At 71.4% G+C, this 23,007-nt stretch carries 19 protein-coding genes, 3 pseudogenes and 1 riboswitch; of the genes and pseudogenes, 13 read left to right on the top strand and 9 right to left on the bottom strand.

What is annotated here, in order from left to right:
* Positions 1-151: 151 nt before the first annotated feature.
* Positions 152-904: a class II aldolase/adducin family protein gene (locus tag ACIA8X_RS19825; RefSeq protein WP_399458766.1), complete on the bottom strand. Its 753-nt coding sequence runs from the start codon at positions 902-904 to the stop codon at positions 152-154.
* 206 nt (positions 905-1,110) lie between these two features.
* Between ACIA8X_RS19825 and ACIA8X_RS19820 the strand changes: the two genes are divergently transcribed.
* The 11 genes and pseudogenes from ACIA8X_RS19820 to cobC all read left to right on the top strand — a co-directional run bounded on the left by ACIA8X_RS19820 (position 1,111) and on the right by cobC (position 12,962).
* A complete protein-coding gene (locus ACIA8X_RS19820; protein ID WP_399458765.1) occupies positions 1,111-1,857 on the top strand; it encodes a lysozyme in 747 nt (248 codons plus the stop codon).
* Between the two features lie 143 nt (positions 1,858-2,000).
* The gene (locus ACIA8X_RS19815; RefSeq protein WP_393443061.1) at positions 2,001-3,233 is read left to right on the top strand and encodes an anion permease; all 1,233 of its coding nucleotides are present in this window, start codon (positions 2,001-2,003) and stop codon (positions 3,231-3,233) included.
* Positions 3,234-3,278: 45 nt separating this feature from the next.
* Entirely contained in the window at positions 3,279-3,500 is a 222-nt protein-coding gene (locus ACIA8X_RS19810; RefSeq protein WP_093907307.1) for a hypothetical protein, read from the top strand.
* Positions 3,501-3,615: 115 nt separating this feature from the next.
* Positions 3,616-3,756: riboswitch (cobalamin riboswitch) on the top strand.
* 98 nt (positions 3,757-3,854) lie between these two features.
* Positions 3,855-4,796: a cobalamin biosynthesis protein gene (locus ACIA8X_RS19805; protein WP_399458764.1), complete on the top strand. Its 942-nt coding sequence runs from the start codon at positions 3,855-3,857 to the stop codon at positions 4,794-4,796.
* Positions 4,793-6,328 carry a cobyric acid synthase gene (locus tag ACIA8X_RS19800; RefSeq protein ID WP_393443057.1) on the top strand — a complete coding sequence of 512 codons (1,536 nt, stop codon included), beginning with the start codon at positions 4,793-4,795 and terminating at the stop codon, positions 6,326-6,328. The genes ACIA8X_RS19805 and ACIA8X_RS19800 overlap by 4 nt, the downstream gene beginning before the upstream one ends.
* Positions 6,329-6,413: 85 nt before the next feature.
* Positions 6,414-8,447, top strand: a complete 2,034-nt coding sequence (locus ACIA8X_RS19795; protein WP_399458763.1) for a putative cobaltochelatase — start codon at positions 6,414-6,416, stop codon at positions 8,445-8,447.
* On the top strand, positions 8,447-9,046 hold the full coding sequence (gene cobO / locus ACIA8X_RS19790; RefSeq protein WP_399458762.1) for a cob(I)yrinic acid a,c-diamide adenosyltransferase: 600 nt from the start codon (positions 8,447-8,449) through the stop codon (positions 9,044-9,046). Before ACIA8X_RS19795 ends, cobO begins: the two co-directional genes overlap by 1 nt.
* A complete protein-coding gene (locus ACIA8X_RS19785) occupies positions 9,040-10,530 on the top strand; it encodes a cobyrinate a,c-diamide synthase (protein WP_399458761.1) in 1,491 nt (496 codons plus the stop codon). Before cobO ends, ACIA8X_RS19785 begins: the two co-directional genes overlap by 7 nt.
* Positions 10,531-10,538: 8 nt before the next feature.
* Positions 10,539-11,033: pseudogene (locus tag ACIA8X_RS19780) on the top strand (cobalamin biosynthesis protein); the annotation flags it as partial.
* A gap of 38 nt (positions 11,034-11,071) precedes the next feature.
* Positions 11,072-11,911: a sirohydrochlorin chelatase gene (locus tag ACIA8X_RS19775; protein WP_399458760.1), complete on the top strand. Its 840-nt coding sequence runs from the start codon at positions 11,072-11,074 to the stop codon at positions 11,909-11,911.
* Complete coding sequence (cobC, locus tag ACIA8X_RS19770) at positions 11,901-12,962, top strand: Rv2231c family pyridoxal phosphate-dependent protein CobC (protein ID WP_399458759.1); 1,062 nt, start codon at positions 11,901-11,903, stop codon at positions 12,960-12,962. The genes ACIA8X_RS19775 and cobC overlap by 11 nt, the downstream gene beginning before the upstream one ends.
* Here cobC and ACIA8X_RS19765 read toward each other — a convergent pair.
* The 8 genes and pseudogenes from ACIA8X_RS19765 to ACIA8X_RS19730 form a co-directional block, all read right to left on the bottom strand.
* The gene (locus ACIA8X_RS19765) at positions 12,910-14,850 is read right to left on the bottom strand and encodes a DUF2264 domain-containing protein (RefSeq protein WP_399458758.1); all 1,941 of its coding nucleotides are present in this window, start codon (positions 14,848-14,850) and stop codon (positions 12,910-12,912) included. The two genes, cobC and ACIA8X_RS19765, sit on opposite strands and share 53 nt — an antisense overlap.
* Before the next feature lie 122 nt (positions 14,851-14,972).
* Positions 14,973-15,539 (bottom strand): annotated as a pseudogene (locus ACIA8X_RS19760) (LacI family DNA-binding transcriptional regulator); the annotation flags it as partial.
* Positions 15,536-16,096 (bottom strand): annotated as a pseudogene (locus tag ACIA8X_RS19755) (ABC transporter permease subunit); the annotation flags it as partial. The pseudogenes ACIA8X_RS19755 and ACIA8X_RS19760, both read right to left, overlap by 4 nt.
* 99 nt (positions 16,097-16,195) lie before the next feature.
* Positions 16,196-17,128, bottom strand: a complete 933-nt coding sequence (locus ACIA8X_RS19750) for an SCO1860 family LAETG-anchored protein (protein WP_399458757.1) — start codon at positions 17,126-17,128, stop codon at positions 16,196-16,198.
* Positions 17,129-17,294: 166 nt separating this feature from the next.
* Positions 17,295-18,386, bottom strand: a complete 1,092-nt coding sequence (locus ACIA8X_RS19745; protein WP_399458756.1) for an amidohydrolase family protein — start codon at positions 18,384-18,386, stop codon at positions 17,295-17,297.
* A gap of 20 nt (positions 18,387-18,406) precedes the next feature.
* A complete protein-coding gene (locus tag ACIA8X_RS19740) occupies positions 18,407-19,216 on the bottom strand; it encodes an amino acid ABC transporter ATP-binding protein (RefSeq protein WP_393443039.1) in 810 nt (269 codons plus the stop codon).
* Positions 19,213-20,064: an amino acid ABC transporter permease gene (locus ACIA8X_RS19735; protein ID WP_399458755.1), complete on the bottom strand. Its 852-nt coding sequence runs from the start codon at positions 20,062-20,064 to the stop codon at positions 19,213-19,215. Before ACIA8X_RS19735 ends, ACIA8X_RS19740 begins: the two co-directional genes overlap by 4 nt.
* A 3-nt stretch (positions 20,065-20,067) precedes the next feature.
* The gene (locus ACIA8X_RS19730; protein WP_399458754.1) at positions 20,068-20,919 is read right to left on the bottom strand and encodes a transporter substrate-binding domain-containing protein; all 852 of its coding nucleotides are present in this window, start codon (positions 20,917-20,919) and stop codon (positions 20,068-20,070) included.
* A 183-nt stretch (positions 20,920-21,102) separates the two neighbouring features.
* On the opposite strand from ACIA8X_RS19730, the gene ACIA8X_RS19725 reads away from it, so the two are divergent.
* The gene (locus ACIA8X_RS19725) at positions 21,103-22,203 is read left to right on the top strand and encodes a pyridoxal-phosphate-dependent aminotransferase family protein (protein ID WP_399458753.1); all 1,101 of its coding nucleotides are present in this window, start codon (positions 21,103-21,105) and stop codon (positions 22,201-22,203) included.
* Between the two features lie 141 nt (positions 22,204-22,344).
* The gene (locus ACIA8X_RS19720; RefSeq protein ID WP_399458752.1) at positions 22,345-22,872 is read left to right on the top strand and encodes a DinB family protein; all 528 of its coding nucleotides are present in this window, start codon (positions 22,345-22,347) and stop codon (positions 22,870-22,872) included.
* The last annotated feature ends 135 nt before the right edge of the window (positions 22,873-23,007 follow it).

The raw sequence follows: 23,007 nt of genomic DNA, 5'->3' as shown, positions 1-23,007 counted from the left end.
CCCCCCCCCCCCCCCCCCCCCCCCCCCCCCCCCCCCCCCCCCCCCCCCCCCCCCCCCCCCCCCCCCCCCCCGGCCCCGACCCACCCACCGAACCCGCAGGCGCTACACGAACCCCCACCAAACCCCCACAGGCCGCCGCAGGCACCCCCGCTCAACCGCCGGAGGCCCCCCGCTGTCCATACCCCCGCAACCGCTCCCCCGCCTCAGCCACCTCCCCCTCCGACAACAACGCCGGCGAAAGCCCCGGCACCGACGACGCCGTAAGCCACAGGCGGCACATCCACTCCAGTTGCGCCGTGCGGTCGTAGGCCTGGTCCAGGTTCGTGCCGTAGCTCATCGTGCCGTGGTTCCGCAGGAGGCAGGCGGTGCGGTCGGTGAGTGCTTGGAGCATGTTCTCGGCCAACTCCTGGGTGCCGTACGTCGCATAGGGGGCGACCCGGACGGGCCCGCCGAGGGCGCCGGCCATGTAGTGGATCAGCGGGAGCTCGGGGACCAGCGTCGAGACGGCCGTCGCATGGACCGCGTGGGTGTGCACGACGGCACCCGCGTCCGTGGCCCGGTAGACGGCCAGATGCATGGGCAGCTCACTCGTCGGCACCAGCGCCCCCAGCACCTGCCTGCCATCCAGGTCGACCCCCGTCACATCCTCCGACGTCAGCCGGTCGTACGGCACCCCCGACGGCGTGACCAGCACCGTGTCGCCGACGCGCACCGACACGTTCCCGGACGTCCCGACGACCAGCCCGTCGGACACGGTCCGCCGAGCCGTGGCCACGAGGGTCCCCCAGGCCTCCGTCTCCTCAGGGCGCGCACTCCTGCCCCACGACTCCCCCACTTCCTGTGCGCCCTCCCGCGCATCCCGCGCGCCCCGAACGCCCCGCCGGTCCCGCCGCTCCTCAGCCATGCGGCGATCCTGCCAGGCGCCACCGCGACGCGGCCTCAAGTCATCCACGAGCCGGGGCACTTTAGGGCGGAAGACCAGCGTCCGGAAGATGCCATACAGGGGCATACCCCCCTCCCTCAGGCTTGGCCTGAGATCGATCGGCTTTCAACGATCTTCCAATACTCTCTGGGGGATTTGTCGTGCACGTCGCCATTCCGGGGGGAAATATGGCCCGTGATCACAAACCGTCCCGCCACCGCTCCCGCCTCATAGCGGCATACGTGGCAGCGCTCACCCTTGGCGGAACCGCCCTCGCCGAGATCCCGGCGGTGGCCGCCGCCAAACCCAAGGGCCACGACGTCTCTTCCCATCAGAAGAACGTCAACTGGCAGAGCTCGAAGGCGAAGGGCGCGAGGTTCGTCTACGTCAAGGCGACCGAGTCCCACACCTACCGCAACCCGTACTTCAACCAGCAGTACAACGGCTCCCGCAACGCGGGCCTCATCCGCGGCGCGTATCACTTCGCGCTGCCGAACAAGTCGTCGGGCAAGTCCCAGGCGCAGCACTTCGTGCGCAACGGCGGCGGCTGGAGGTCGGACGGCTGGACTCTGCCGCCCGCACTCGACATCGAGTACAACCCGTACAGCAAGCACAAGTGCTACGGACTGAGCAAGGCCAAGATGGTCACCTGGATCCAGTCCTTCAGCAATGAGGTGAAGCGGCTCACCGGCCGTCGCCCGGTGATCTACACGACCACCCACTGGTGGAACACCTGCACCGGCGCCAGCCGCGCCTTCGCCTCGAATCACGCGCTGTGGATAGCCCGCTACAACTCCTCCAACGCGGGGGCGATGCCGGCCGGATGGCAGTTCTGGACCTTCTGGCAGTACGACAACGGCGGCAGCCTGCCGGGTGACCAGAATCTCTTCAACGGGTCCATGACCCAGCTCAAGAAGTTCGCCCGAGGCTACTAGCCCTTGCGGCACCCGGGCCGTGCGGTGATCAGCCGAGAGAGAACCTCTCCACAGACACCGTGCGGCCCCCCTCAGTTCACCTTTCGTTCACTCAGGTTACCTACGTTCGTCCAGCCAATGACCTCGAACGATTGCCTGGGTAAATGGAAAACTTCTCGCTGATCCTCGCGATTGTGGTCGTGACCGCACTCGCGTTCGATTTCACGAACGGTTTCCACGACACCGCCAACGCGATGGCCACCACCATCTCGACCGGTGCGCTCAAGCCCAAGGTCGCGGTGGCCATGTCCGCCGTGCTGAACCTTGTCGGCGCCTTCCTCTCCGTGGAGGTCGCCAACACGATCTCCAAAGGTCTCGTCGACGAGACCGGCATCCGTCCCGAAGTCATATTCGCCGCGCTGGTCGGCGCGATCCTCTGGAACCTGCTGACCTGGCTGGTCGGACTGCCGTCCAGCTCCTCGCACGCCCTGATGGGCGGCCTGATCGGCGCCACCATCGCCTCGGCCGGCATCGGCGCGGTCCACGGCGACGCGCTCGTCACCAAGGTGCTGATCCCGGCGATCGCCGCTCCGCTGGTCGCGGGCATCGCCGCGCTCCTCGCCACGCGCCTGACGTACTCCCTCGGCAAGAAGGCCGACGGCCAGGCCTCCGCGAAGGGCTACCGCGCGGGCCAGATCGCCTCCGCCGGCCTGGTCTCCCTCGCCCACGGCACCAACGACGCGCAGAAGACGATGGGCATCATCACCCTCGCCCTGGTCGCCGGCGGCGCCGTCGCCCCCGACTCCGACCCGCCCATGTGGGTCATCCTCTCCGCGGGCCTGGCCATCGCGCTCGGCACCTACCTCGGCGGCTGGCGCATCATCCGCACGATGGGCAAGGGCCTGACCGACCTTCAGCCGCAGCAGGGCTTCGCCGCCCAGACCAGCGCCGCGACGGTCATCCTGGCCTCCTCCCACCTCGGCTTCTCCCTCTCCACCACGCACTCCGTCTCCGGCGCGGTGATGGGCGCGGGCCTCGGCCGCAAGGGCGGCGTGGTCCGCTGGTCGACGGCCACCCGCATGTTCGTCGCCTGGGGCCTCACGCTCCCGGCCGCCGCCCTGGTCGGCGCGCTCGCGGAGTACGTGACCGGCTTCGGCTCCTGGGGCACCGCCCTCGTCGCGATCTTCCTGATCACCTCCAGCGCCGCCATCTGGAAGATCTCCCGCCGCGAGGTCGTCGACCACACGAACGTCAACGAGACCGACGAGCCGGCCGGCGTGGTCACCACCGCCATCGCCGCCGTGACCCCGCCCCCGGCAGGCACGGCGACCGAGGACCTGTCGGCCACCGTGCCGGCCCCGGCCACCGAGCCGGCGCCGTCGAAGGCCTCCGTCTGACCTCCTCCCGGTCACTCCTCCTCAGTTACCCAAGGAAGTAGAAGCATGAAGATCGACTGGGCGGCCCTCGGCTCCGTCTTCGGCGTCAGCCTCGTGGTCACGGTGGCCCTCGTGGGCCTGTTCACCCTCGGCATCGCGGGCCTGTCCCGCCAAGAGAAGGCCACGGCTCAGGGCGGGTCGGCCGCGCTTGCGGTCACCGGCGCGTACGCCTGCTTCGCGGCCTGCGCGGCGGCCGTGGCGTACGGGATCTATCTGATCGTGGCCTGACGCGACAGCGCACGAGAACACCCGAGGTGCGGGACGGATCGCCGTCTCGCACCTCGCGTCTGTGTGGGCCTTCGCACACTCCCCCACCGCAGGTCAACGGCAAGTTGACGCCCTTTCCAACCCCGTGGTGGACTGCCCGAGCCATATACGGCGGCAGAAGAGGAAGTCCGGTGTGAATCCGGCGCGGTCCCGCCACTGTCACCGGGGTAGATAGCCCCGGGAGCCAGGAACTCTCGCCGTCGGTCTCGTCGAACCAGGGCGTGGACACCCTGAGTGAGGACATAACGCCATGCTCGCCTGCCGATCGACTTGCAGCGTCAGACCCTTGTCTGAACCGACGGTCGGCTGACCCCGATGCGTGCCGACCGCGTCTTCGCGTACGGCGCCGCCGCCGGACTTCTCGGTGATCTGCTGCTCGGCGATCCGCGTCGCGGGCATCCGGTCGCCGCGTTCGGTCGGGCCGCCGGGGCCGTGGAGAAGGTGTTGTGGCGGGACCACCGGGGGTGGGGCGCGCTGCACACCGCCATCTGTGCGGGCGGTGCCGTGGCGCTCGGTGCCGTGGCGCAGCGGGCCGTACGTCCGTCCCGTACCGCTTCCGTCGCGCTGACCGCCGCCGCCACCTGGGCCGTTGTCGGCGGGACCTCGCTCGCGCGTGAGGCCCGGGTCATCGGGCGTGCCCTGGAGGCGGGGGACATCGAGGGCGCCCGGGACCGGCTGCCGCATCTGTGCGGACGGGATCCGCAGGCGCTCGACGCCGACGGGATCGCGCGGGCCGTCGTCGAGTCCGTCGCCGAGAACACCTCCGACGCCGTGGTGGGGGCGCTCGTGTGGGGTGCCGTCGGCGGGGTGGCGGGGCTGCTCGGGTTCCGGGCCGTCAACACGCTGGACGCCATGGTGGGGCACAAGTCGCCCCGTTATCGGCGGTACGGATGGGCTTCGGCTCGGCTCGACGATGTGGCCGGGTGGTCGGGTGCGCGGCTGACCGCCGTCCTCGCGACGGTCGCCGGGGGCGAGCCCCGAGGGGCGGTACGGGCCTGGCGTGCCGACGCCACCAAGCATCCGAGCCCCAACGCCGGGCCCGTGGAGGCCTCGTTCGCGGGGGCGCTGGGCGTACGGCTGGGCGGGACCCTGTCCTACGGCGGGCGGGTCGAGCACCGGCCCGTGCTCAACGGGGCGGGGCGGACCGTCGCCGTCCATGACATCGAGCGGGCCGTACGGCTGTCGAAGCGCGTCAGTTGGCTGGCGCTCGGCGTCTGTGTCGCCGCGCGCAGCATCGTGAAGGGAAGTACGTCATGACGGGCGGTGGGCTTCTCGTCGCCGGCACGACCTCCGACGCCGGCAAGAGCGTCGTCACCGCCGGGATCTGCCGGTGGCTGGTGCGGCAGGGCGTCAAGGTCGCGCCGTTCAAGGCGCAGAACATGTCGCTGAATTCGTTCGTGACGAGGGAAGGCGCCGAGATCGGGCGGGCTCAGGCCATGCAGGCGCAGGCCTGTCGCGTCGAGCCGACCGCGCTGATGAATCCCGTGCTGCTCAAGCCCGGTGGCGAGCAGAGCAGTCAGGTCGTGCTGCTCGGGAAGCCGATCGGTGAGCTCAGTGCGCGCGGGTATCACGGCGGGCGGCAGCAGAAGCTGCTCGGGACCGTGCTCGACTGTCTCGCCGAGCTGCGGGAGACGTATGACGCGGTGATCTGTGAGGGGGCCGGCAGTCCGGCCGAGATCAATCTGCGGCGCACCGACATCGTGAACATGGGGATCGCCCGCAATGCCCGGCTTCCCGTGCTCGTCGTGGGTGACATCGACCGCGGGGGCGTCTTCGCCTCCTTCTTCGGGACCGTGGCGCTCCTCTCGCCCGAGGACCAGGAGCTGGTCGCCGGGTTCCTGGTCAACAAGTTCCGCGGGGACGTCAGCCTCCTGGAGCCCGGCCTCGACATGCTCCACGGCCTCACCGGGCGGCATACCTACGGCGTCCTGCCCTTCCGGCACGGCCTCGGCATCGACGAGGAGGACGGGCTGCGGGTCTCCCTGCGCGGGACGGTCCGGGAGTCGAACGTCGCCCCGCCCGTCGGCGAGGACGTACTGCGGGTCGCCGTCTGCGCGATCCCCCTGATGTCCAACTTCACCGACGTCGACGCGCTCGCCGCCGAACCCGGCGTCGTCGTGCGGTTCGTGGACCGGCCGGAGGAGCTGGCCGACGCGGATCTCGTGGTGGTCCCCGGCACCCGGGGGACCGTCCGCGCCCTGGAGTGGCTGCGGGAGCGCGGGCTCGCGGAGGCCATCCGGCGCAGGGTCGCCGAAGGGCGGCCCGTCCTCGGCGTCTGCGGTGGCTTCCAGATCCTCGGCGAGCACATCGAGGACGAGGTCGAGAGCCGACGCGGGCATGTCGAAGGGCTCGGTGTCCTGCCCGTCCGCGTCCGGTTCGCCCGCGAGAAGACCCTCACGCGGCCGGTCGGCGAGGCCCTCGGGGAGCCCGTCGAGGGGTACGAGATCCATCACGGGGTCGCGGATGTAGAAGGCGGGGAAGCGTTCATCTCTGATGACAAAGGACACAGCCTCGACGGCTGCCGGGTCGGGCAGACCTGGGGCACGCACTGGCACGGCTCGCTGGAGTCGGACGGGTTCCGGCGGGCCTTCCTGCGCGAGGTGGCGACCGCCGCCGGCCGTCGGTTCGTGCCGGCGCCGGACACGTCGTTCGCCGCGCTGCGCGAGGAGCAGCTCGACCGGCTCGGCGATCTGATCGAACAGCACGCGGACACGGACGCGCTCTGGCGGCTCATCGAGTCGGGCGCACCGCGCGGGCTGCCCTTCGTGCCACCGGGAGCCCCCGCATGAGCACAGTGTCCGGCGCCGAGCACGTCAGCGGGCGGCCACGCACCATCTATCCAGAGCTTGAAGGCGAGTTGGAGGGCAACGCAAAGTGAGTACCCCCTTTCCGTTCACGGCCGTCGTCGGCCAGGACGACCTGCGGCTCGCACTGCTGCTGAACGCCGTGTCGCCCGCGGTGGGCGGCGTGCTGGTGCGCGGCGAGAAGGGCACGGCCAAGTCGACGGCCGTACGCGCCCTGTCGGCGCTGATGCCCGAGGTCCCGGTCGTCCCCGGGTGCCGCTTCTCGTGCGCCCCGACCGCACCCGACCCGGCGTGCCCGGACGGGCCGCACGAGACGGGCGCGGGCACGGATCGCCCCGCCCGCATGGTCGAACTCCCCGTCGGCGCCTCCGAGGACCGGCTGGTGGGCGCGCTGGACATCGAGCGCGCCCTGGCCGAGGGCGTCAAGGCGTTCGAGCCGGGTCTCCTCGCCGACGCCCACCGCGGGATCCTGTACGTCGACGAGGTCAACCTGCTCCACGACCACCTCGTCGACCTGCTGCTGGACGCGGCGGCGATGGGCGCGTCGTACGTCGAACGCGAGGGTGTCTCGGTCCGGCACGCCGCCCGTTTCCTGCTCGTCGGGACCATGAACCCCGAAGAGGGCGAGCTGCGGCCGCAGTTGCTCGACCGGTTCGGGCTCACCGTCGAGGTCGCGGCCTCGCGGGAGCCGGATCAGCGGGTGGAGGTCGTACGGCGGCGGCTCGCGTACGACGACGACCCGGCAGGCTTCGCGGCCCGTTGGGCGGACGACGAGGCCGACGTACGTCAACGCATCGTCTCCGCACGGGAGTTGCTGCCGTCGGTGCGGCTCGGTGACGGCGCGCTGCGGCAGATCGCGGCGACCTGCGCCGCCTTCGAGGTGGACGGGATGCGCGCCGACATCGTGATGGCCCGCACGGCCACCGCGCTCGCCGCGTGGGCCGGGCGGACGGATGTGCTCGCCGAGGACGTGCGGCAGGCGGCACTGCTCGCGCTGCCGCACCGGCGGCGGCGCAACCCCTTCGACGCGCCGGGACTCGACGAGGACAAGCTCGACGAGACCCTCCAGGAGTTCGAGCCCGCCGAGGACGACGACCCGGAGCCGGATCCCGACCCGGACGGGCCCGACGGAGGCGGCGGCGGGGACGGCGGGGGTGGCGGGGGCGGACAGCCGCCGGCCGAGACCGGTGGACCTCAGGGCGGTGACTCCGGGGCGCGCCCCGAGGCCGGCGAGGACAGTCAGCCGCAGGCTTCCGGGGTCCCGGAGCAGACTCCCGTACGGGCCTCGGAGCCCTTCCGTACCAAGGTGCTGAGCGTGCCCGGGATCGGTGAGGGTGCCGCCGGGCGGCGTTCGCGGGCGCGGACCGAGCACGGGCGCACGACGGGGGCGCGGCGGCCCCGGGGGTCGCTCACCAAGCTGCATCTGGCGGCCACCGTGCAGGCCGCCGCGCCGCACCAGCGGACCCGGGGGCGTTCCGGGCCGGGGCTGGTGATGCGCCGGGACGATCTGCGGCAGGCCGTCCGGGAGGGGCGCGAGGGCAATCTCGTGCTGTTCGTCGTGGACGCCTCCGGGTCGATGGCGGCCCGGCAGCGGATGGGTGCCGTGAAGGGCGCCGTACTGTCGCTGCTGCTGGACGCGTACCAGCGGCGGGACAAGGTGGGTCTTGTGACGTTCCGGGGGACGGCCGCCGAGGTGGCGCTGCCGCCGACCTCGTCGGTGGACGCGGCCGCGGTCCGGCTGGAGTCCCTGCCGACCGGTGGGCGTACGCCGCTCGCGGCCGGGCTGCTGAAGGCGCATGAGGTGCTGCGGGTGGAGCGGCTGCGGGACCCTGCTCGACGGCCGCTCGTCGTGCTGGTGACCGACGGGCGGGCCACCGGCGGGACCGAACCCGTCGCGCTCGCGGGGCGGGCGGCCCGGTTGTTCGCGGCGGAGGGCCTGGCGTCCGTGGTCGTCGACTGCGAGTCGGGGCTTGTGCGGCTGGGGCTCGCGGGGCGGCTCGCGGGTGAGCTGGGAGGTACGGCGGTGACGCTGGACGAGTTGCGGGCGGACTCGATCGCCGGGTTGGTCAGGGATGTGCAGGGGACTTCGAGGAGGGCCGCGTAATGCCTCAGGGACAGCCGAGTGTGGTGCCGGAGGACGGGCTGACGACGCGTCAGCGCCGTAACCGGCCGCTGGTGCTGGTGCACACGGGCGTGGGCAAGGGCAAGTCGACGGCCGCGTTCGGGCTCGCGCTGCGGGCCTGGAACCAGGGGTGGCCGATCGGGGTGTTCCAGTTCGTCAAGTCGGCCAAGTGGAAGGTCGGCGAGGAGAACGCGCTGCGGGTGCTGGGTTCCAGTGGCGAGGGCGGGTCCGTCGACTGGCACAAGATGGGCGAGGGCTGGTCGTGGGTGCAGCGCGACGGCCAGATGGACAACGAGGAGAAGGCCCGGGAGGGCTGGGAGCAGGTCAAGCGGGACCTGGCGGCCGAGACGTATCGGCTGTATGTGCTGGACGAGTTCGCCTATCCCCTGCACTGGGGGTGGGTCGATGTTGATGAGGTCATCTCCGTGCTGCGGGACCGGCCCGGTACCCAGCATGTCGTCATCACCGGGCGGAACGCGCCCGAGAAGCTCGTCGACTTCGCGGATCTCGTGACCGACATGTCCAAGGTGAAGCACCCGATGGACGCCGGTCAGAAGGGCCAGAGAGGCATCGAGTGGTGACAGCCGTACCCCGGTTGGTCATCGCCGCGCCCGCCTCGGGCAGTGGCAAGACCACCGTCGCCACCGGGTTGATGGCCGCGTTCGCCGCGCGGGGGCTTGCCGTGTCCGGGCACAAGGTGGGGCCGGACTACATCGATCCCGGGTATCACTCGCTCGCGACCGGGCGGGTGGGGCGGAATCTCGACGCGTATCTGTGCGGGCCGGACTCGGTCGGGCCGTTGTTCCTGCACGGGTCGCGCGGGTGTGACATCGCCGTCGTCGAAGGGGTCATGGGGCTGTACGACGGGGTCGCGGGGCAGGGTGAGCTGGCGTCCACCGCGCATGTGGCGAAGTTGCTGCGGGCGCCGGTGGTGCTGGTCGTCGACGCGTCGTCGCAGTCTCGGTCCGTCGCGGCGGTGGTGCATGGGTTCGTGTCCTGGGATCCGGAGGTGCGGGTCGGGGGCGTGATCCTGAACAAGGTCGCTTCGGATCGGCATGAGGAGTTGCTGCGGGAGGCGTTGGAGTCTGCCGGGGTGCCGGTGCTGGGGGTGTTGCGGCGGGTGGCTCGGGTGGACACGCCTTCGCGGCATCTGGGGTTGGTGCCGGTCGCCGAGCGGCGGGGGGAGGCCGTCGATGCGGTGGCGGCTATGGCCGCGCAGGTGAGTGCGGGGTGTGATCTGGAGGCGCTGGTTTCGCTGGCGCGGAGTGCGGGGGGGTTGTCGTGTGCGGGGTGGGATGCGGCTGAGGTGCTGGGTTCTGCGCCCCCGCCGCCCCTACCCGTCCCGTCCTCCAGAGGCTCTGCCCCTTCGACCCCGCCAGGGGGCTCCGCCCCCTGGACCCCCGTCGGCCCTGAAGGGGCCTCGTCCTCAAACGCCGGACGGGCTGAAAAGAGTGGGCTGGTAGTTGCTGTTGCCGGTGGGTCGGCGTTCACCTTCTCCTATGCCGAGCATGCCGAGTTGCTCACCGCCGCCGGCGCCGACGTCGTCACCTTCGATCCGCTTCGGGATGAACAACTGCCGGATGGAACACGGGGGTTGGTCATCGGAGGTGGGTTTCCCGAGGTGTACGCCGCTGAGTTGGCCGCCAACGAACCCCTTCGCAAGGCCATCGGTGACTTCGCGTTGAGCGGTGCTCCCGTCGCCGCCGAGTGTGCGGGGCTGCTCTATCTGTGCCGGGAACTCGACGGGAAGCCGATGTGCGGGGTGTTGGATGCCACCGCCCGGATGAGCGAGCGGCTCACCCTGGGGTATCGGGACGCCGTCGCCGTGAGCGACAGCGTGCTCGCGGGGGTGGGGACACGGATGCGGGCGCACGAGTTCCATCGGACCGTTGTCGAGCCCGGTTCGGGGGCGGCGGCGGCCTGGGGTGTGCGGACGCCTGTGCGGCGGGTCGAGGGGTTCGTGCAGCAGGGGGTGCACGCGAGTTACCTGCACACGCACTGGGCGGGACAGCCCGATGTGGCCCGTCGGTTCGTGGCGGCGTGTGCCGCGGGAGTCAACCCGTGACGGATGTCGAGGGCGTCCCGCGTCCGCCGTCCCTCGTCGTCGGGGTCGGCGCCTCCAAGGGCGTCCCCGTCGAGGAGGTCCTCAGCCTGATCGAGAGCGCGCTCGGCGATGCCCGCCACTCCCCCGATGCCCCGGGATCCCCCGAACCCCTCGCCGAGCTCGCCACAGTCGACGCCAAGGCCGATGAGCCCGGCATCATCGAGGCCGCCGCACGCCTCGGCGTCCCCCTGATCACCTACTCCGCCGAGGAGTTGGCCTCCGTCGAGGTCCCCACCCCCTCCGACGCGCCCCGCGCCGCCGTCGGTACCCCTTCCGTCGCCGAGGCCGCCGCCCTCGCTCGCGGTGGCGAACTCCTCGTACCCAAGCGGAAGTCGGAGCCCGCCGACGGGCGGCCGGCGAGGGCGACCTGTGCCGTCGTACGGCGTCCGGCGCATTCGGGTGCCGTCGCCCCGGCGACGGTCGGCATGATGGCGGTCATGACCGTGGGCCGTCGTGCGCTCGATGCCCCACCGCACCACCCTTTCGTAGCCGAGGAGCAACCTTGACCATCCCGCCGCCCGCCCTGCTCATCGCCGGTCCTGGCACCCAGGACGACGCCGGAGCCGAGGCGTTCCGCGACTTCGTACGGGAGCTGGGGCGCCGCCACCCCGACCTCCCCGTCGCGGGCGGCTTCACCGAGCCCGCCTCGCCACCGCTGGACGAGGCCGTCGCCGAGCTCGTGGAGCGAGGGGTACGCCGCTTCGTCGCCGTTCCGCTGACGCTGGAGTCCGATGTCGCGGCCGCGCCGGCCCGCCGACAGCAGCAGCGGCATCCCGGGGTCTCGATCGCTTACGGCCGTCCCCTCGGCCCGCACCCATCCCTGCTGTCGGTGCTCGAACGGCGGTTGGACTCCGCACTCGGCACCGAGGGCCGCAGGCCCGGGGACCGGGCCGATGTGACCGTGCTGCTGGTCGGGCGCGGGTCGACCGATCCGGAGGCCAACGCCGAGGTGCACCGGGCCGCGCGGTTGCTCTGGGAGGGGCGCGGGTACGCGGGCGTGGAGCCGGCGTTCGTGTCGCTGGCCGCGCCGGACGTGCCGAGCGGCCTCGACCGGTGCGTGAAGCTGGGGGCGAGGCGGATCGTGGTGCTTCCCTACTTCCTGTTCGCCGGCGCCCTGCCGGAGCGGGCGTGGCAGCAGGCGGAGGGCTGGGCGGCGGCGCACCCGGAGATCGACGTACGCGCGGCGGACGTCATCGGTCCGGAGCCGGAGCTGCTGGACCTGGTGCGGGAGCGGTACGAGGCCGCCGTGCCCGGCGGCCACCAGGACAACGACGGCCATGAAGACGATCAGCACCACACAACCTCACCTCACCCCCAGGACACCCCCTCCCATGCACTCTGAAGCGCACGACCTCCGCCACCACGGCGACGCCGAGGTCCGTGACGACGGCGCGGCGCTCGTCGACCTCGCCGTGAACGTCCGCGCGGACACGCCGCCCAGCTGGCTGCGGGAGCGGATCGCCGAGTCGCTGGGCTCTCTCGCGGCCTACCCGGACGGGCGGGACGCGCGGGCCGCGGTGGCGGCGCGGCACGGGCTGCCGGTGGAGCGGGTGCTGCTGACGGCGGGGGCGGCGGAGGCGTTCGTCCTGCTGGCACGCGCGCTGAAGGTGGCCCGGCCGGTCGTCGTGCACCCTCAGTTCACGGAGCCGGAGGCTGCGCTCCGCGATGCCGGCCACACCGTGGACCGGGTGCTGCTGCGGGAGGAGGACGGCTTCCGGCTCGACCCGGCGGCCGTCCCCGAGGAGGCCGACCTGGTGGTGATCGGCAACCCCACGAACCCGACGTCGGTGCTGCACCCGGCCGCGTCCATCGCCGAACTCGCCCGCCGCGGACGGACGTTGGTGGTGGACGAGGCGTTCATGGACGCGGTGCCGGGTGAGCGGGAGGCGCTGGCCGGGCGGACGGACGTGCCGGGTCTCGTGGTGCTCCGCAGTCTGACCAAGACCTGGGGGCTGGCCGGCCTGCGGATCGGCTACATCCTCGCCGCCCCGGAGACCATCGCCGAACTGCAGCGCGCCCAGCCCCTGTGGCCGGTCTCCACGCCCGCGCTCGCCGCCGCGCAGGCCTGCGTGTCCCCTCCGGCCCTGGCGGAGGCGGCCCACGCGGCCCACCGCATCGCCGCCGACCGGGCCCATCTCGTCGCCGGTCTGGGCGAGTTCGCCTCGGCCGGACTCCGGGTCGTCGAACCCGCCGAGGGCCCCTTCGTCCTCGTACGAGTGCCGCGGGCAGCCGCCGTGCGACGGCATCTGCGCGAGCTCGGGTTCGCGGTCCGGCGTGGGGACACCTTCCCCGGGCTGGGCGAGGAGTGGCTGCGGCTGGCGGTGCGGGACCGGAAGACGATCAGCTCCTTCCTGAAGGCGCTGAACCGGGCGATGGCACTGGCACATCGCTGAGTGCGGTCGGCACCCGCTCCAGGGTGCCGTCGGGGAAGCGGATGTCCACGGTCCCGTCGTCCGCGACCGTCGCGCTCGCGCCCGTGAGCGGGACGGCGGGGTCGGCGGTCAGGACGACAAGGGTCACCAACAGCCCGGTCGCCTCGGCCAGTTCGGCCAGTTCGAGAACGGGTGTCGCCGAGTGCCGGCCGACGGCATTGGTCCCGACGGCGTGCACCACCGTGCCCTCGGTACCGCCCCACCCACACAGGCCGACGATCGCGCTGGTCAGTCCGTCCGTACGGCGGGCCAGCGCCCAGCCCGGTCCGGTACGGACCTCCGGCCGGCCGGCGTCGTCCGCGACGGCCCAACCCCCCTCACGCACCACCGCCCCGCCTCCCGGCCCGTCGATGCGGTGCACCCGCACCTCCCACGGCCCGTGCACCACACTCACCGTCACGACGCCGTCGCAGTCGCCGTCGCCGTACCGGGAGGCGGCGCTCCGGCCCTCGGCGCCCAGGGGATGGATACGGCCGCGCCGGGACGGGGTGCCCCCGGGGGCGATCAGGGCGAGCTGGTTGTCGGGGCCCGGGGTCTGAGGCGCCGTGGCGGTGGAGTAGGCGAGGCGGGCGTAGTGCGGGCTGTCGTCGTCCGTCGCGGGCGGGGGCGGGAGTCGGTCACTGCCGTGGTTGACGAGCCGTACGATCCCGTCGGCCGCGGTGGAGTGCAGCAGCCAGCCTGGTGCGGGCAGCGCCAGGGTCACGTCCTGGACGTCCACGGGGGCCGGCTCCTCCATGGCCGTCCAGACGGGATGGTCCGCGGGCAGCAGCAGCCCCAGGAAGGCCTTGCTCGCCCAGTACGGCGAGGCGGGGCCCGAGTAGCGCTGGGTGACGGGGAGGAAGGGCCGGTACCAGCCGAGGGTGAGCAGGCCCCGCTCGTCGGGTGCGCCACGCTCGGCGAAGTGCTTCAGCGTGCCGGAGGCGAGGCGGCGGGTGCGGCCGGGCGGCAGCGGGGTCGCGTCGGCGAGGGCGCCCGCCCACAGGGGCGCGGCGGCCGCGAACCGGTAGGTGAGCGAGCGGCCCTGGTGCACCGGGGCACCGTCGGAGCCGAAGGAGTGCTGGTGGACGGCGAGGAACTCGCGCAGCCGGTGACGGTGCCGCGCCACGATGCCCGAGTCCGCCCGCGCACCCGCGATCCGCGCCCACAGCACCGGATACAGATGCAGCGCCCAGGCGTTGTAGTAGTCGAACTTCCGCCCGTCACCGTCGGTGTACCAGCCCCCGCCCCGATACCAGTCCTCCAGCCGCGCGAGCCCGGCGTCGATCTCGGAACGGCTGTGCGGGGCGCCGACGGAGGCGAGGAACTCCTCCGCGATGACCTGGAACAGCCGCCAGTTGGAGTCGTTCACATCGGCGCCGACGAACCCACCGAGCCACGCACACACCCGCTGCCGTACGGCATCGTCGAGCCGATCCCACAGCCAGGGACGGGACTCATGCAGAGCGACGGCCACGGAAGCCGCCTCGACCATGGGCTGGGCGCGGTCGGTGACCGGGGGCCAGTGCTCGGGGTGGTGCGGATCGGTCCCGGCGGCGAGGCCGGTGGCGTACCGCTCGATGAGGGACGGAGCGACACGTCCCCGCGCACCGGCGATCCGGAAGGCGGCCAGCAGGAAGGAGCGGGCGAAGCCTTCCAACCCGTCGGACCAGGGGCCGGAGTGGCTGGCCGGCCCGGGGAGCCGGTACTGGGCGAGGTTCGGGGTGGCGTAGGGCAGCAGCCCGTCGAGAAGCCGGTCGGCCATCGCCTCCCAGTGGGCGCGCGTCCAGCCGGTGACAGGAGAGGAGAGGTGGTCGGTGGGTGGCAGCAGGTGCGTCGAGTCGTCGGAGAACGAGACGTGCGGCGCAGTCATACGAGGTTCGGTCCTCCATAGGTTGGGGGCAGCGGCAACGCCCTGTCTTTAGGGGCGCGGGGCTGTGTCGATTTGCGGCTCCGCCGCGTGGGCGCGACCAGCCCCCACACACCCGCAGTCGCCTACGACACCCTGCGCGGAGCGACGCTGCGGCGCACAACGATGTGCGTACCGAGCAGATGGTGATTCCCCCCAGCGTGCTCGGGTTCACGCAGAGCGATCCGCACCGCGGCCCGCCCCAACTCCTCCGCAGGCGTACGCACCGTGGTCAACGGCGGATTGAAGTCCTCGGCCAGCGGAATGTCGTTGTACCCGACGACGGAGATGTCATCGGGAACGACAAGCCCCGCATCGGCGATCGCCCGCAACGCCCCCGCGGCAACCATGTCGTCACCGGCCACCACGGCAGTGAACTCCCGCGTCTCCTTGAGCAGTTGGGCCATCGCCCGCAACCCCGCAGCCCGCCCCAACCCACAGTCCACGACCCGCGCGGCCCCCGCAGGCACCCCGTGCTCGGCGAGCGCCGCCCGGTACCCGGCCACACGTGCGTCGAGCGCGGTGTTCCCCGGCAGCCCACCGAGGAAGACGATCCGGCGATGACCCGCCGAAAGCAGATGCCCCGTGATGGCCCGAGCCCCCGCCTCGTTGTCGAACTCGACTACGAGCGCGGGAATCTCAGGATCCGGCGCATGATGATCAGCAGCACGATCACCGGGCGGATGGCGGGCAGGGTGACGTGCCAGAAGCGCCGCCAGGGCCCGGCGCCGTCGATCGCGGCGGCCTCGTACTGCTGCTCGTCGACCTGGGCGAGCGCGGCGAGGAAGATGATCGTGCCCCAGCCGGCGTCCTTCCAGATGACCTGGGCGACGACCAGCGGGCGGAAGGCGTCGGGGTCGCCGATGACGTCGACGGTGTGCAGACCGAGGCCGCTCAGCGAGGAGTTGAGCAGTCCGGTGTCGCCGAGGACCTGCTGGAACAGGGCGACGACGATCACCCACGAGATGAAGTGCGGGAGATACGCCACCGACTGCACGAAGCGGCGGACCGTGCTCCAGGTGAGGCTGTGCAGGAGCAGGGCGAGGGCGAGCGGCACCGGGAAGTAGAAGACGAGTTGGAGGACCGCGATCCAGAGGGTGTTGAGGACCGCGTCCCAGAACGCGCCGTCCTCGAACATCCGCTGGAAGTTGCCGAGGCCCACCCAGGGGCTGTCGAAGAGGCCGTCGAAGGGGACGTACTCCTTGAAGGCGAAACGCTTTCGCCGCTGAACGGCCAAGAGTTGGCCCAGGTCAGCTCTTTCGAACCGACCTGGGCCAGGAGTGAAAGCGCTTCAGATCAGCGCTTCAGATCAGCCGCGCCCCCTGCGCGCGAACGCCACCGCGCCCCCGCCCGCGACGAGCAGCGCGACCGCGCCGCCCGCGATGTACGGCGTCATGGAGTTGCCGCCGGTCTCGGCGAGGCCCTCGTCGCCGGACTCGCCCTGGGGCTTCGCGTCACCCGCCTGGCCCGTGCCCGGGTCCGTGCTCGGGTCGGCGCTCGGGTCGGTCGCCTGCTCCGACGCGGTCGGCGTCTCGCAGGTCGCCTTCGCGAGGGTCAGGGTGCCCTCGACCTCGGCGACGTTCAGCTTCAACGGGTTGACGGCGACCTTGAGTTCGAGGGCCGTGGCGGCGGCCGTACGCGACTCGGTCTCCGTCTTGGAGTAGTCCAGCCGCACATCGCCCACGCCCGGCACCTTGACGTTCGTGGTGCCGCCGGCGGTGAGCGTGACCTTCTTGCCGAGGACGGTGACGTCACCGAGCAGGTTGGAGGAGGCGGTCGGCTTCTTGCCGGCCTCACAGGTGGCCTTGGAGGTGACCTGGCCGACCTCGATGAGGGACAGCAGCGCAAGACCCGGGACATGGACCTTGGCGTGGGCGAGGTTGGTGTAGCCCTCGGCCTTGCCGCCCTCGACCGTCGCCTTCGACGAGGCGACCTCGGCGCTCAGCACGCTGAACGGCCTACCGCCGTCGACGCCGTTCAACTGGGCCGTCAGTGTGGACTTCTCGGCGCTCTGCGGCGCCTGCACCTCGTTCAGGGAGACCGCGAGCGGGACGTTCACGGTCTTGTTGAGCAGGGAGACGTCGAGCCCGGTGCGCAGCACGACGGCGCTCGCGCGCCCCTCGTCGCCGGTCGCGTGAGCGGGGCCCGCCGCTGCCAGGACCGCGGGACCGGCGGCCAGGGCAGTGGCCGTCGCGACGGTGGCGAGACGGCGTGCGGGTATACGGAAGTTCTTGCCGTTCAAGGTGGGGACCCCTCGGAGGAGACTTGCTCGGGACCCGGCAAGAATCGCGCATGCGGGATGCGTGGTCAGCACCCTGACGGGAGTTCACCCCTACGTGTGTTTCCCGTGCAGGTTTTCGAACCCTCTGCCACGCACGTTCTCCACAGTCACAGGCAGGGCGACCCACTCAACTCACGACATGTCCGTTCAGCACGATCCGTCGCGGCGCCGCCAGCACCCGTACGTCTACCCGCGGGTCGGACTCGTACACCACCAGGTCGGCCGCCGCCCCCTCCTCCAGCACCGGTCGGCCGAGCCACGCCCGCGCCGCCCAGGTCGTCGCGGCGAGCGCGTCGATCGCGGGGATGCCCGCGGTGACCAGTTCCGCCACCTCGGCCGCCACCAGGCCGTGCGGCAGGTGACCGCCCGCGTCGGTGCCGACGAAGACCGGGATACCGGCGTCGTAGGCGGAGCGGACCGTGTCGTAGCGGCGTTCGTGGAGCCGGCGCATATGGGCCGACCAGCGGGGGAATCTGGCCTCGCCGCCGTCGGCCAGCTTCGGGAAGGTCGCGATGTTCACGAGGGTGGGCACGATCGCCACCCCGCGCTCGGCGAACAGCGGGATCAGGTCCTCGGTCAGGCCCGTGGCGTGTTCGATGCAGTCGATGCCCGCCTCGACCAGGTCCCGGAGGGAGTCCTCCGCGAAGCAGTGCGCGGTGACGCGGGCGCCCAGGCGGTGCGCCTCGGCGATGCCCGCCTCGACCGCCTCGCGCGGCCAGGTGGGCGCGAGGTCGCCGAGGTCGCGGTCGATCCAGTCGCCGACCAGCTTGACCCAGCCGTCGCCGCGCCGGGCCTCCTGGGCGACGTAGGCGACGAGGTCCTCCGGTTCGATCTCGTGGGCGTAGCCGCGGATGTAGCGGCGGGTGCGGGCGATGTGCCGGCCGGCCCTGATGATCTTCGGCAGGTCGTCGCGGTCGTCGACCCAGCGGGTGTCGGAGGGCGAACCGGCGTCGCGGATCAGCAGGGTGCCCGCCTCGCGGTCGGCCAGGGCCTGCTTCTCCGCCACGTCGTCGTCGACGGGGCCGTCCGCACCGAGGCCCACGTGGCAGTGCGCGTCGACGAGGCCGGGCAGGGCCCAGCCGTCGACGGTCCGGACGTCGCGGGCGCCGGCGGGACGGTCGTACGAGATCCGGCCGTCGACGACCCACAGCTCGTCCCGGACGTCGTCCGGCCCGACCAGGATCCGGCCCTTCACGTGCAGCACAGCGCCATCGCTCATGTCTGCACCTTAATGAGCCGCTAGTCGCTCTTGCCCACCTGGTCGGAGGTCTCCTCCTCCACCTCGGCCATCGCCGGGTCGAGGAGCCGCGACAGGAAGTGGCGGGTGCGTTCGTGCTGTGGGTTGCCGATGACCTGGTCGGGGGTGCCGTCCTCGACGACCACCCCGCCGTCCATGAAGACGACCCGGTCGGCGACCTCGCGCGCGAAGGTCATCTCGTGGGTGACGACCATCATCGTCATGCCCTCGTCGGCGAGCATGCGCATGACGGCCAGGACGTCCCCCACCAGCTCGGGGTCCAGCGCCGACGTCGGCTCGTCGAACAGCATCACGTCGGGGCCCATGGCGAGCGCCCGGGCGATGGCGACGCGCTGCTGCTGGCCGCCGGAGAGGGAGGCCGGGTACGCCGACGCCTTCTCGGACAGGCCGACCCGCTCCAGGTTCTCGGCGGCGACCTTGGCGGCCGTCGCCTTGTCGCGCCCCAGCACCCGGCGCTGCGGCAGCGTGAGGTTCTCGGTGACCGTGACGTGCGGGAACAGGTTGAACTGCTGGAAGACCATGCCGATACGGCGGCGTACGGCGTCGATGTCGACGTCCGGGTCGGTGAGCTCGGTGCCGCCGACGAAGACCTGGCCCTTGGTGGGCTCTTCGAGCAGGTTCACGCAGCGCAGCAGCGTCGACTTGCCCGAGCCGGACGGGCCGATGACGCACACGACCTCGCCCTGTTCGATCTCCAGGTCGATGCCGCGCAGCACCTCGTTGTCGCCGAAGGACTTGTGCAGGCCGCGGACTTGGATCTCCGGTCGGGAGCCAGGGGTCTTCTCTGTCACTTCACGGCCTCCTGGGCTTTCGCCTCCATGCGGCGTACGACGAAACCGAGCGGGATCGTGACCAGCAGATAGCACAGGCCCGCGACCAGGATCGGCGTGGAGTTGGCGGTCTGGCTGGCCAGGTCACGGCCGAACTTGGACAGTTCGCGTTCCTCCAGCGTCACACCGAGGAACAGCACCAGCGAGGAGTCCTTGAAGAGCAGGACGAGTTCGTTGGTCAGCGGCGGGAGGATGATCCGGAACGCCTGCGGGATGATGATCGAGATCATGGCGCGCGCGGGCGAGAAGCCGAGCGAACGCGCCGCCTCCATCTGCCCCTTGGGCACCGCCTGGATGCCCGCGCGGATGGTCTCCGCCATGTACGCAGCCGCCACCAGGCCGAGCGCGAGCGCGACCTTGCCGTAGGTGCCGCCCGGGATCTCGGTGCCCGGGAAGGCCAGCGGCACGGCGACGCCGATGAAGATGAAGATCAGCAGGGCGGGCAGGCCGCGGAAGATCTCGATGTAGACACCGGCGAGCCAGCGGTACGGCCCCACGGACGACAGCCGCATGAGCGCGATCACCATGCCGAGCACCAGTCCGACGGCGAAGCCGGACAGGGTGTACAGCACGGTGTTCTTCAGCGCCAGCGTGATGACGTCCGGGAACATCTCCTTGGCGATGTTCCCTTGCGCGAACTGGTTCTTCAGGCGCCCCCAGTCGGCCGCGACTGCGAAGGCGATCACGGCCGCGACGAAGACGACGTACTGGATGCCGCGCGACAGGCTGCGCTTCTGGCGCCGGGTCAGGCCCTTCTTCCTGGGCTGCTTCGGCTGGTCCGGCTGGAGCTGTACGTCTGTGTCGGTCATGGGTCAGGAGGCGGCGGGCGAGGCAGAGGCGGCGGACTCGTCATAGGGGCCGATCCACTGCTCGTACAGCTTCTTGTACGTGCCGTCGGCCTTGGCGTCCGCGATCGCCTTGTTGATGGCCTCGCGGAGCTTGGTGTTGCCCTTCTTCACCGTGAAGCCGTACTGCTCACCGGTGTTGATCTGCTCGGCGATCTCGAAGGCGTCCGCGTTGGCCTTGTCCTTCAGCCAGCCCTGGACGACCGGGTAGTCGATGACGACCGCCTCGACCTGACCGGCGCGCAGGCCGTTGATGACGGCGTCGGAGGACTCGAAGGAGACCGGGTCCAGGCCCTTGCTCTTGGCGTAGTCCTCGCCGGTGGTCTGCGCCTGGGCGCCGACCTTCTTGCCCTTGAGGTCGGCGAAGGAGGAGATGCCGCTCTTCTTGTCGACCAGGACGGCCTGGGTCGCCTCGAAGTACGGGTCCGAGAAGTCGACGTTCTTCTTGCGCTCCTCGGTGATCGTCATGCCGGCGGCGGCCAGGTCGCAGCTGCCGGCGTTGAGGGAGCCGCCGGTCTTGAAGTTCTCGAAGGGCTGGTCGACGATCGTCTGCTTCACGCCCAGGTCGTCCGCGACCAGGTCGATGAGGGAGACGTCGAAGCCCTGCACCTTGCCGTCGATCTCCGACTGGAAGGGCGGGTACGGCAGGTGGGTGCAGGTGGTGAGCTGCCCCGCCTTGACGACTTCGACGCCGCCGGCCGCGGTCTTCGTACCACCACCGCCGTCGCCGTCGGAGGAGCAGCCGGCCACGAGCACCAGCCCGGCCGTCGCGGTGGTGGCGGCCAGAATGCGGGTCCGGCGCCCGAAGGTCGTCTTCACGGGGAGCCTCCTGTGAGGGAACTGTAGGTTCCGATTATAAGGAGAAGTTTGAGATCCTCAAACCAAACCGATGGTATAGGGGCCGTTCGACCTAAGAAGTCGGGATCGTGAAGGGGGGTCGAGGCGGCCGGTTACTCTCGTGATCGTCTACCCCGGAGCGAAGAGAGCGAAGAGAGCCCTGTCGTGACCCATCCCTTCCTGGACCTGGCCCCGCTGAGCGCCGCCCGATTCGCCGCCATCGAGGACCGGGTGGCGCGGCTGCTCGGGACCGAGCAGGACGTCGTGATCATGCAGGGCGAGGCGTTGCTGCCACTGGAGGGGGCGATCCGTGCGACCGCCGGGCCCGGCACGACCGCGCTGAACGTGATCACCGGTCCGTACGGGCAGACCTTCGGGAACTGGCTGCGGGACTGCGGCGCGACCGTGATCGATCTGGCGGTGCCCTTCCATACGGCGGTCACCGCCGATCAGATCCGGTCGGCCTTCGCCGAGCACCCCGAGATCGACTTCGTGTCCCTGGTGCACGCGGAGGCGGCCACCGGCAACACCAACCCCGTCGCCGAGATCGGTGAGGTCGTGCGGGCGCACGGGGCGCTGTTCTACCTGGACGCGGTGGCGTCGATCGGGGCCGAGCCGGTGCTGCCGGACGCGTGGGGCGTGGACCTGTGCGTGATCGGGGCGCAGAAGGCGATGGGCGGTCCCGCCGGGGTGTCGGCGGTGTCGGTGAGCGCGCGGGCGTGGGCGCGGATGGCCGCGAATCCCAGGGCGCCGCGGCGGTCGTATCTGTCGCTGCTGGACTGGAAGGAGCGGTGGATCGACGGGGGCCGGAAGGCCCTGCTGCATGCGCCGGCGCAGCTGGAGATGCTGGCGCTGGAGGCGTGCGTCGAGCGGATCGAGGGGGATGGACTGGAGGCGGTGATGGCCCGGCACCGGGCCGCCGCGCTGTCGACGCGGGCCGGGGCGGTGGCGTTGGGCGGGGGCTTGGAACCGTATGTGTACGACGTCCGGGAGTCGGCGCCGGTCGCCACGACGCTGAGGGTGCCCGCGGGGGTGGCGGCGTCGGAAGTAGTGGCTCGGGCGCTGGAGTCGGAGCCGGGGCTGCCGCTCGCCGCGGGTGGGGGTGCGTTGGCCAAGGAGATGATTCGGGTCAATCACTATGGGGCGGATGCGACGGTGGGGGTTGTGCGGGGGAGCCTGACGGCGCTGGGCGCTGCGCTGACGGAGAAGGGGCTGGATGTGGATGTGACGGGCTCTCTGCGGGCGGTGGACGAAGTCTGGCGGTAGTCGTGGGCTGAGGGCCGGCCTTTCTCGCCCCCGCCGCCCCTACCCTTCCCGTCCCTGGGGGCTGCCCCCCAGACCCCCGCTTTCGGCCTGAACGGCCTCGTCCTCAAGCGCCGGACGGGCTTGGTGGGTCACCCTTTTCCGATGACTACCGACATTCCTCAGACCCTCCCGGACGGTCGCCCCATCCCCCTCACGACCGGCCCCGAACTCCCCATGCTCGAAAGCTGGCTCGACTTTCACCGCGCCACCCTGGAGCTCAAGTGCGCGGGGCTGGACGACTCGCAGGTGCGGCTCGTCTCCGCCGAGCCGTCGCGGCTGACGCTGCTCGGGCTTGTGCAGCACCTGGCCGAGTGTGAGCGGAACTGGTTCCAGCGGGTGGTGGGCGGGCTGGACGTGGCGCCGGTGTTCGAGGACGCGACCGGGTACGCCCTTGATCCCGGGCGGGGGATCGACGAGGCGCTCGCGGTGTGGCGGCGGGAGATCGCGCGGGGGCGGGAGGTGTGCGCCGGGCGGTCGCCTGAGAGCGTGGGGCGGATCGAGGACGCGCCGATGGCCGGCGTCGAGGTCAGTCTGCGGTGGGTGTTCATCCACATGATCGAGGAGTACGCGCGGCACAACGGCCACGCCGACATTCTGCGTGAGCGCATCGACGGCGTTATCGGCGCGTGAATTCCGCGTAATTCCGGGAGTTTTTTTGAGGGCAGCTTCCCATACTCTTCTGCCCGCTTTTTCCAAGCCTAAACGCAAAGATTCCGCGAACGTCAACCGGAGGAATTCGGGCAGATCTCGTGAGAGTTACACGGC

Source organism: Streptomyces sp. NPDC051738 (assembly GCF_044453205.1).
In the GTDB taxonomy this organism is placed as follows: domain Bacteria; phylum Actinomycetota; class Actinomycetes; order Streptomycetales; family Streptomycetaceae; genus Streptomyces.
The sequence above is the reverse complement of the archived record's forward strand: the minus strand, read 5'-3'. Positions and strand labels throughout refer to the sequence as shown.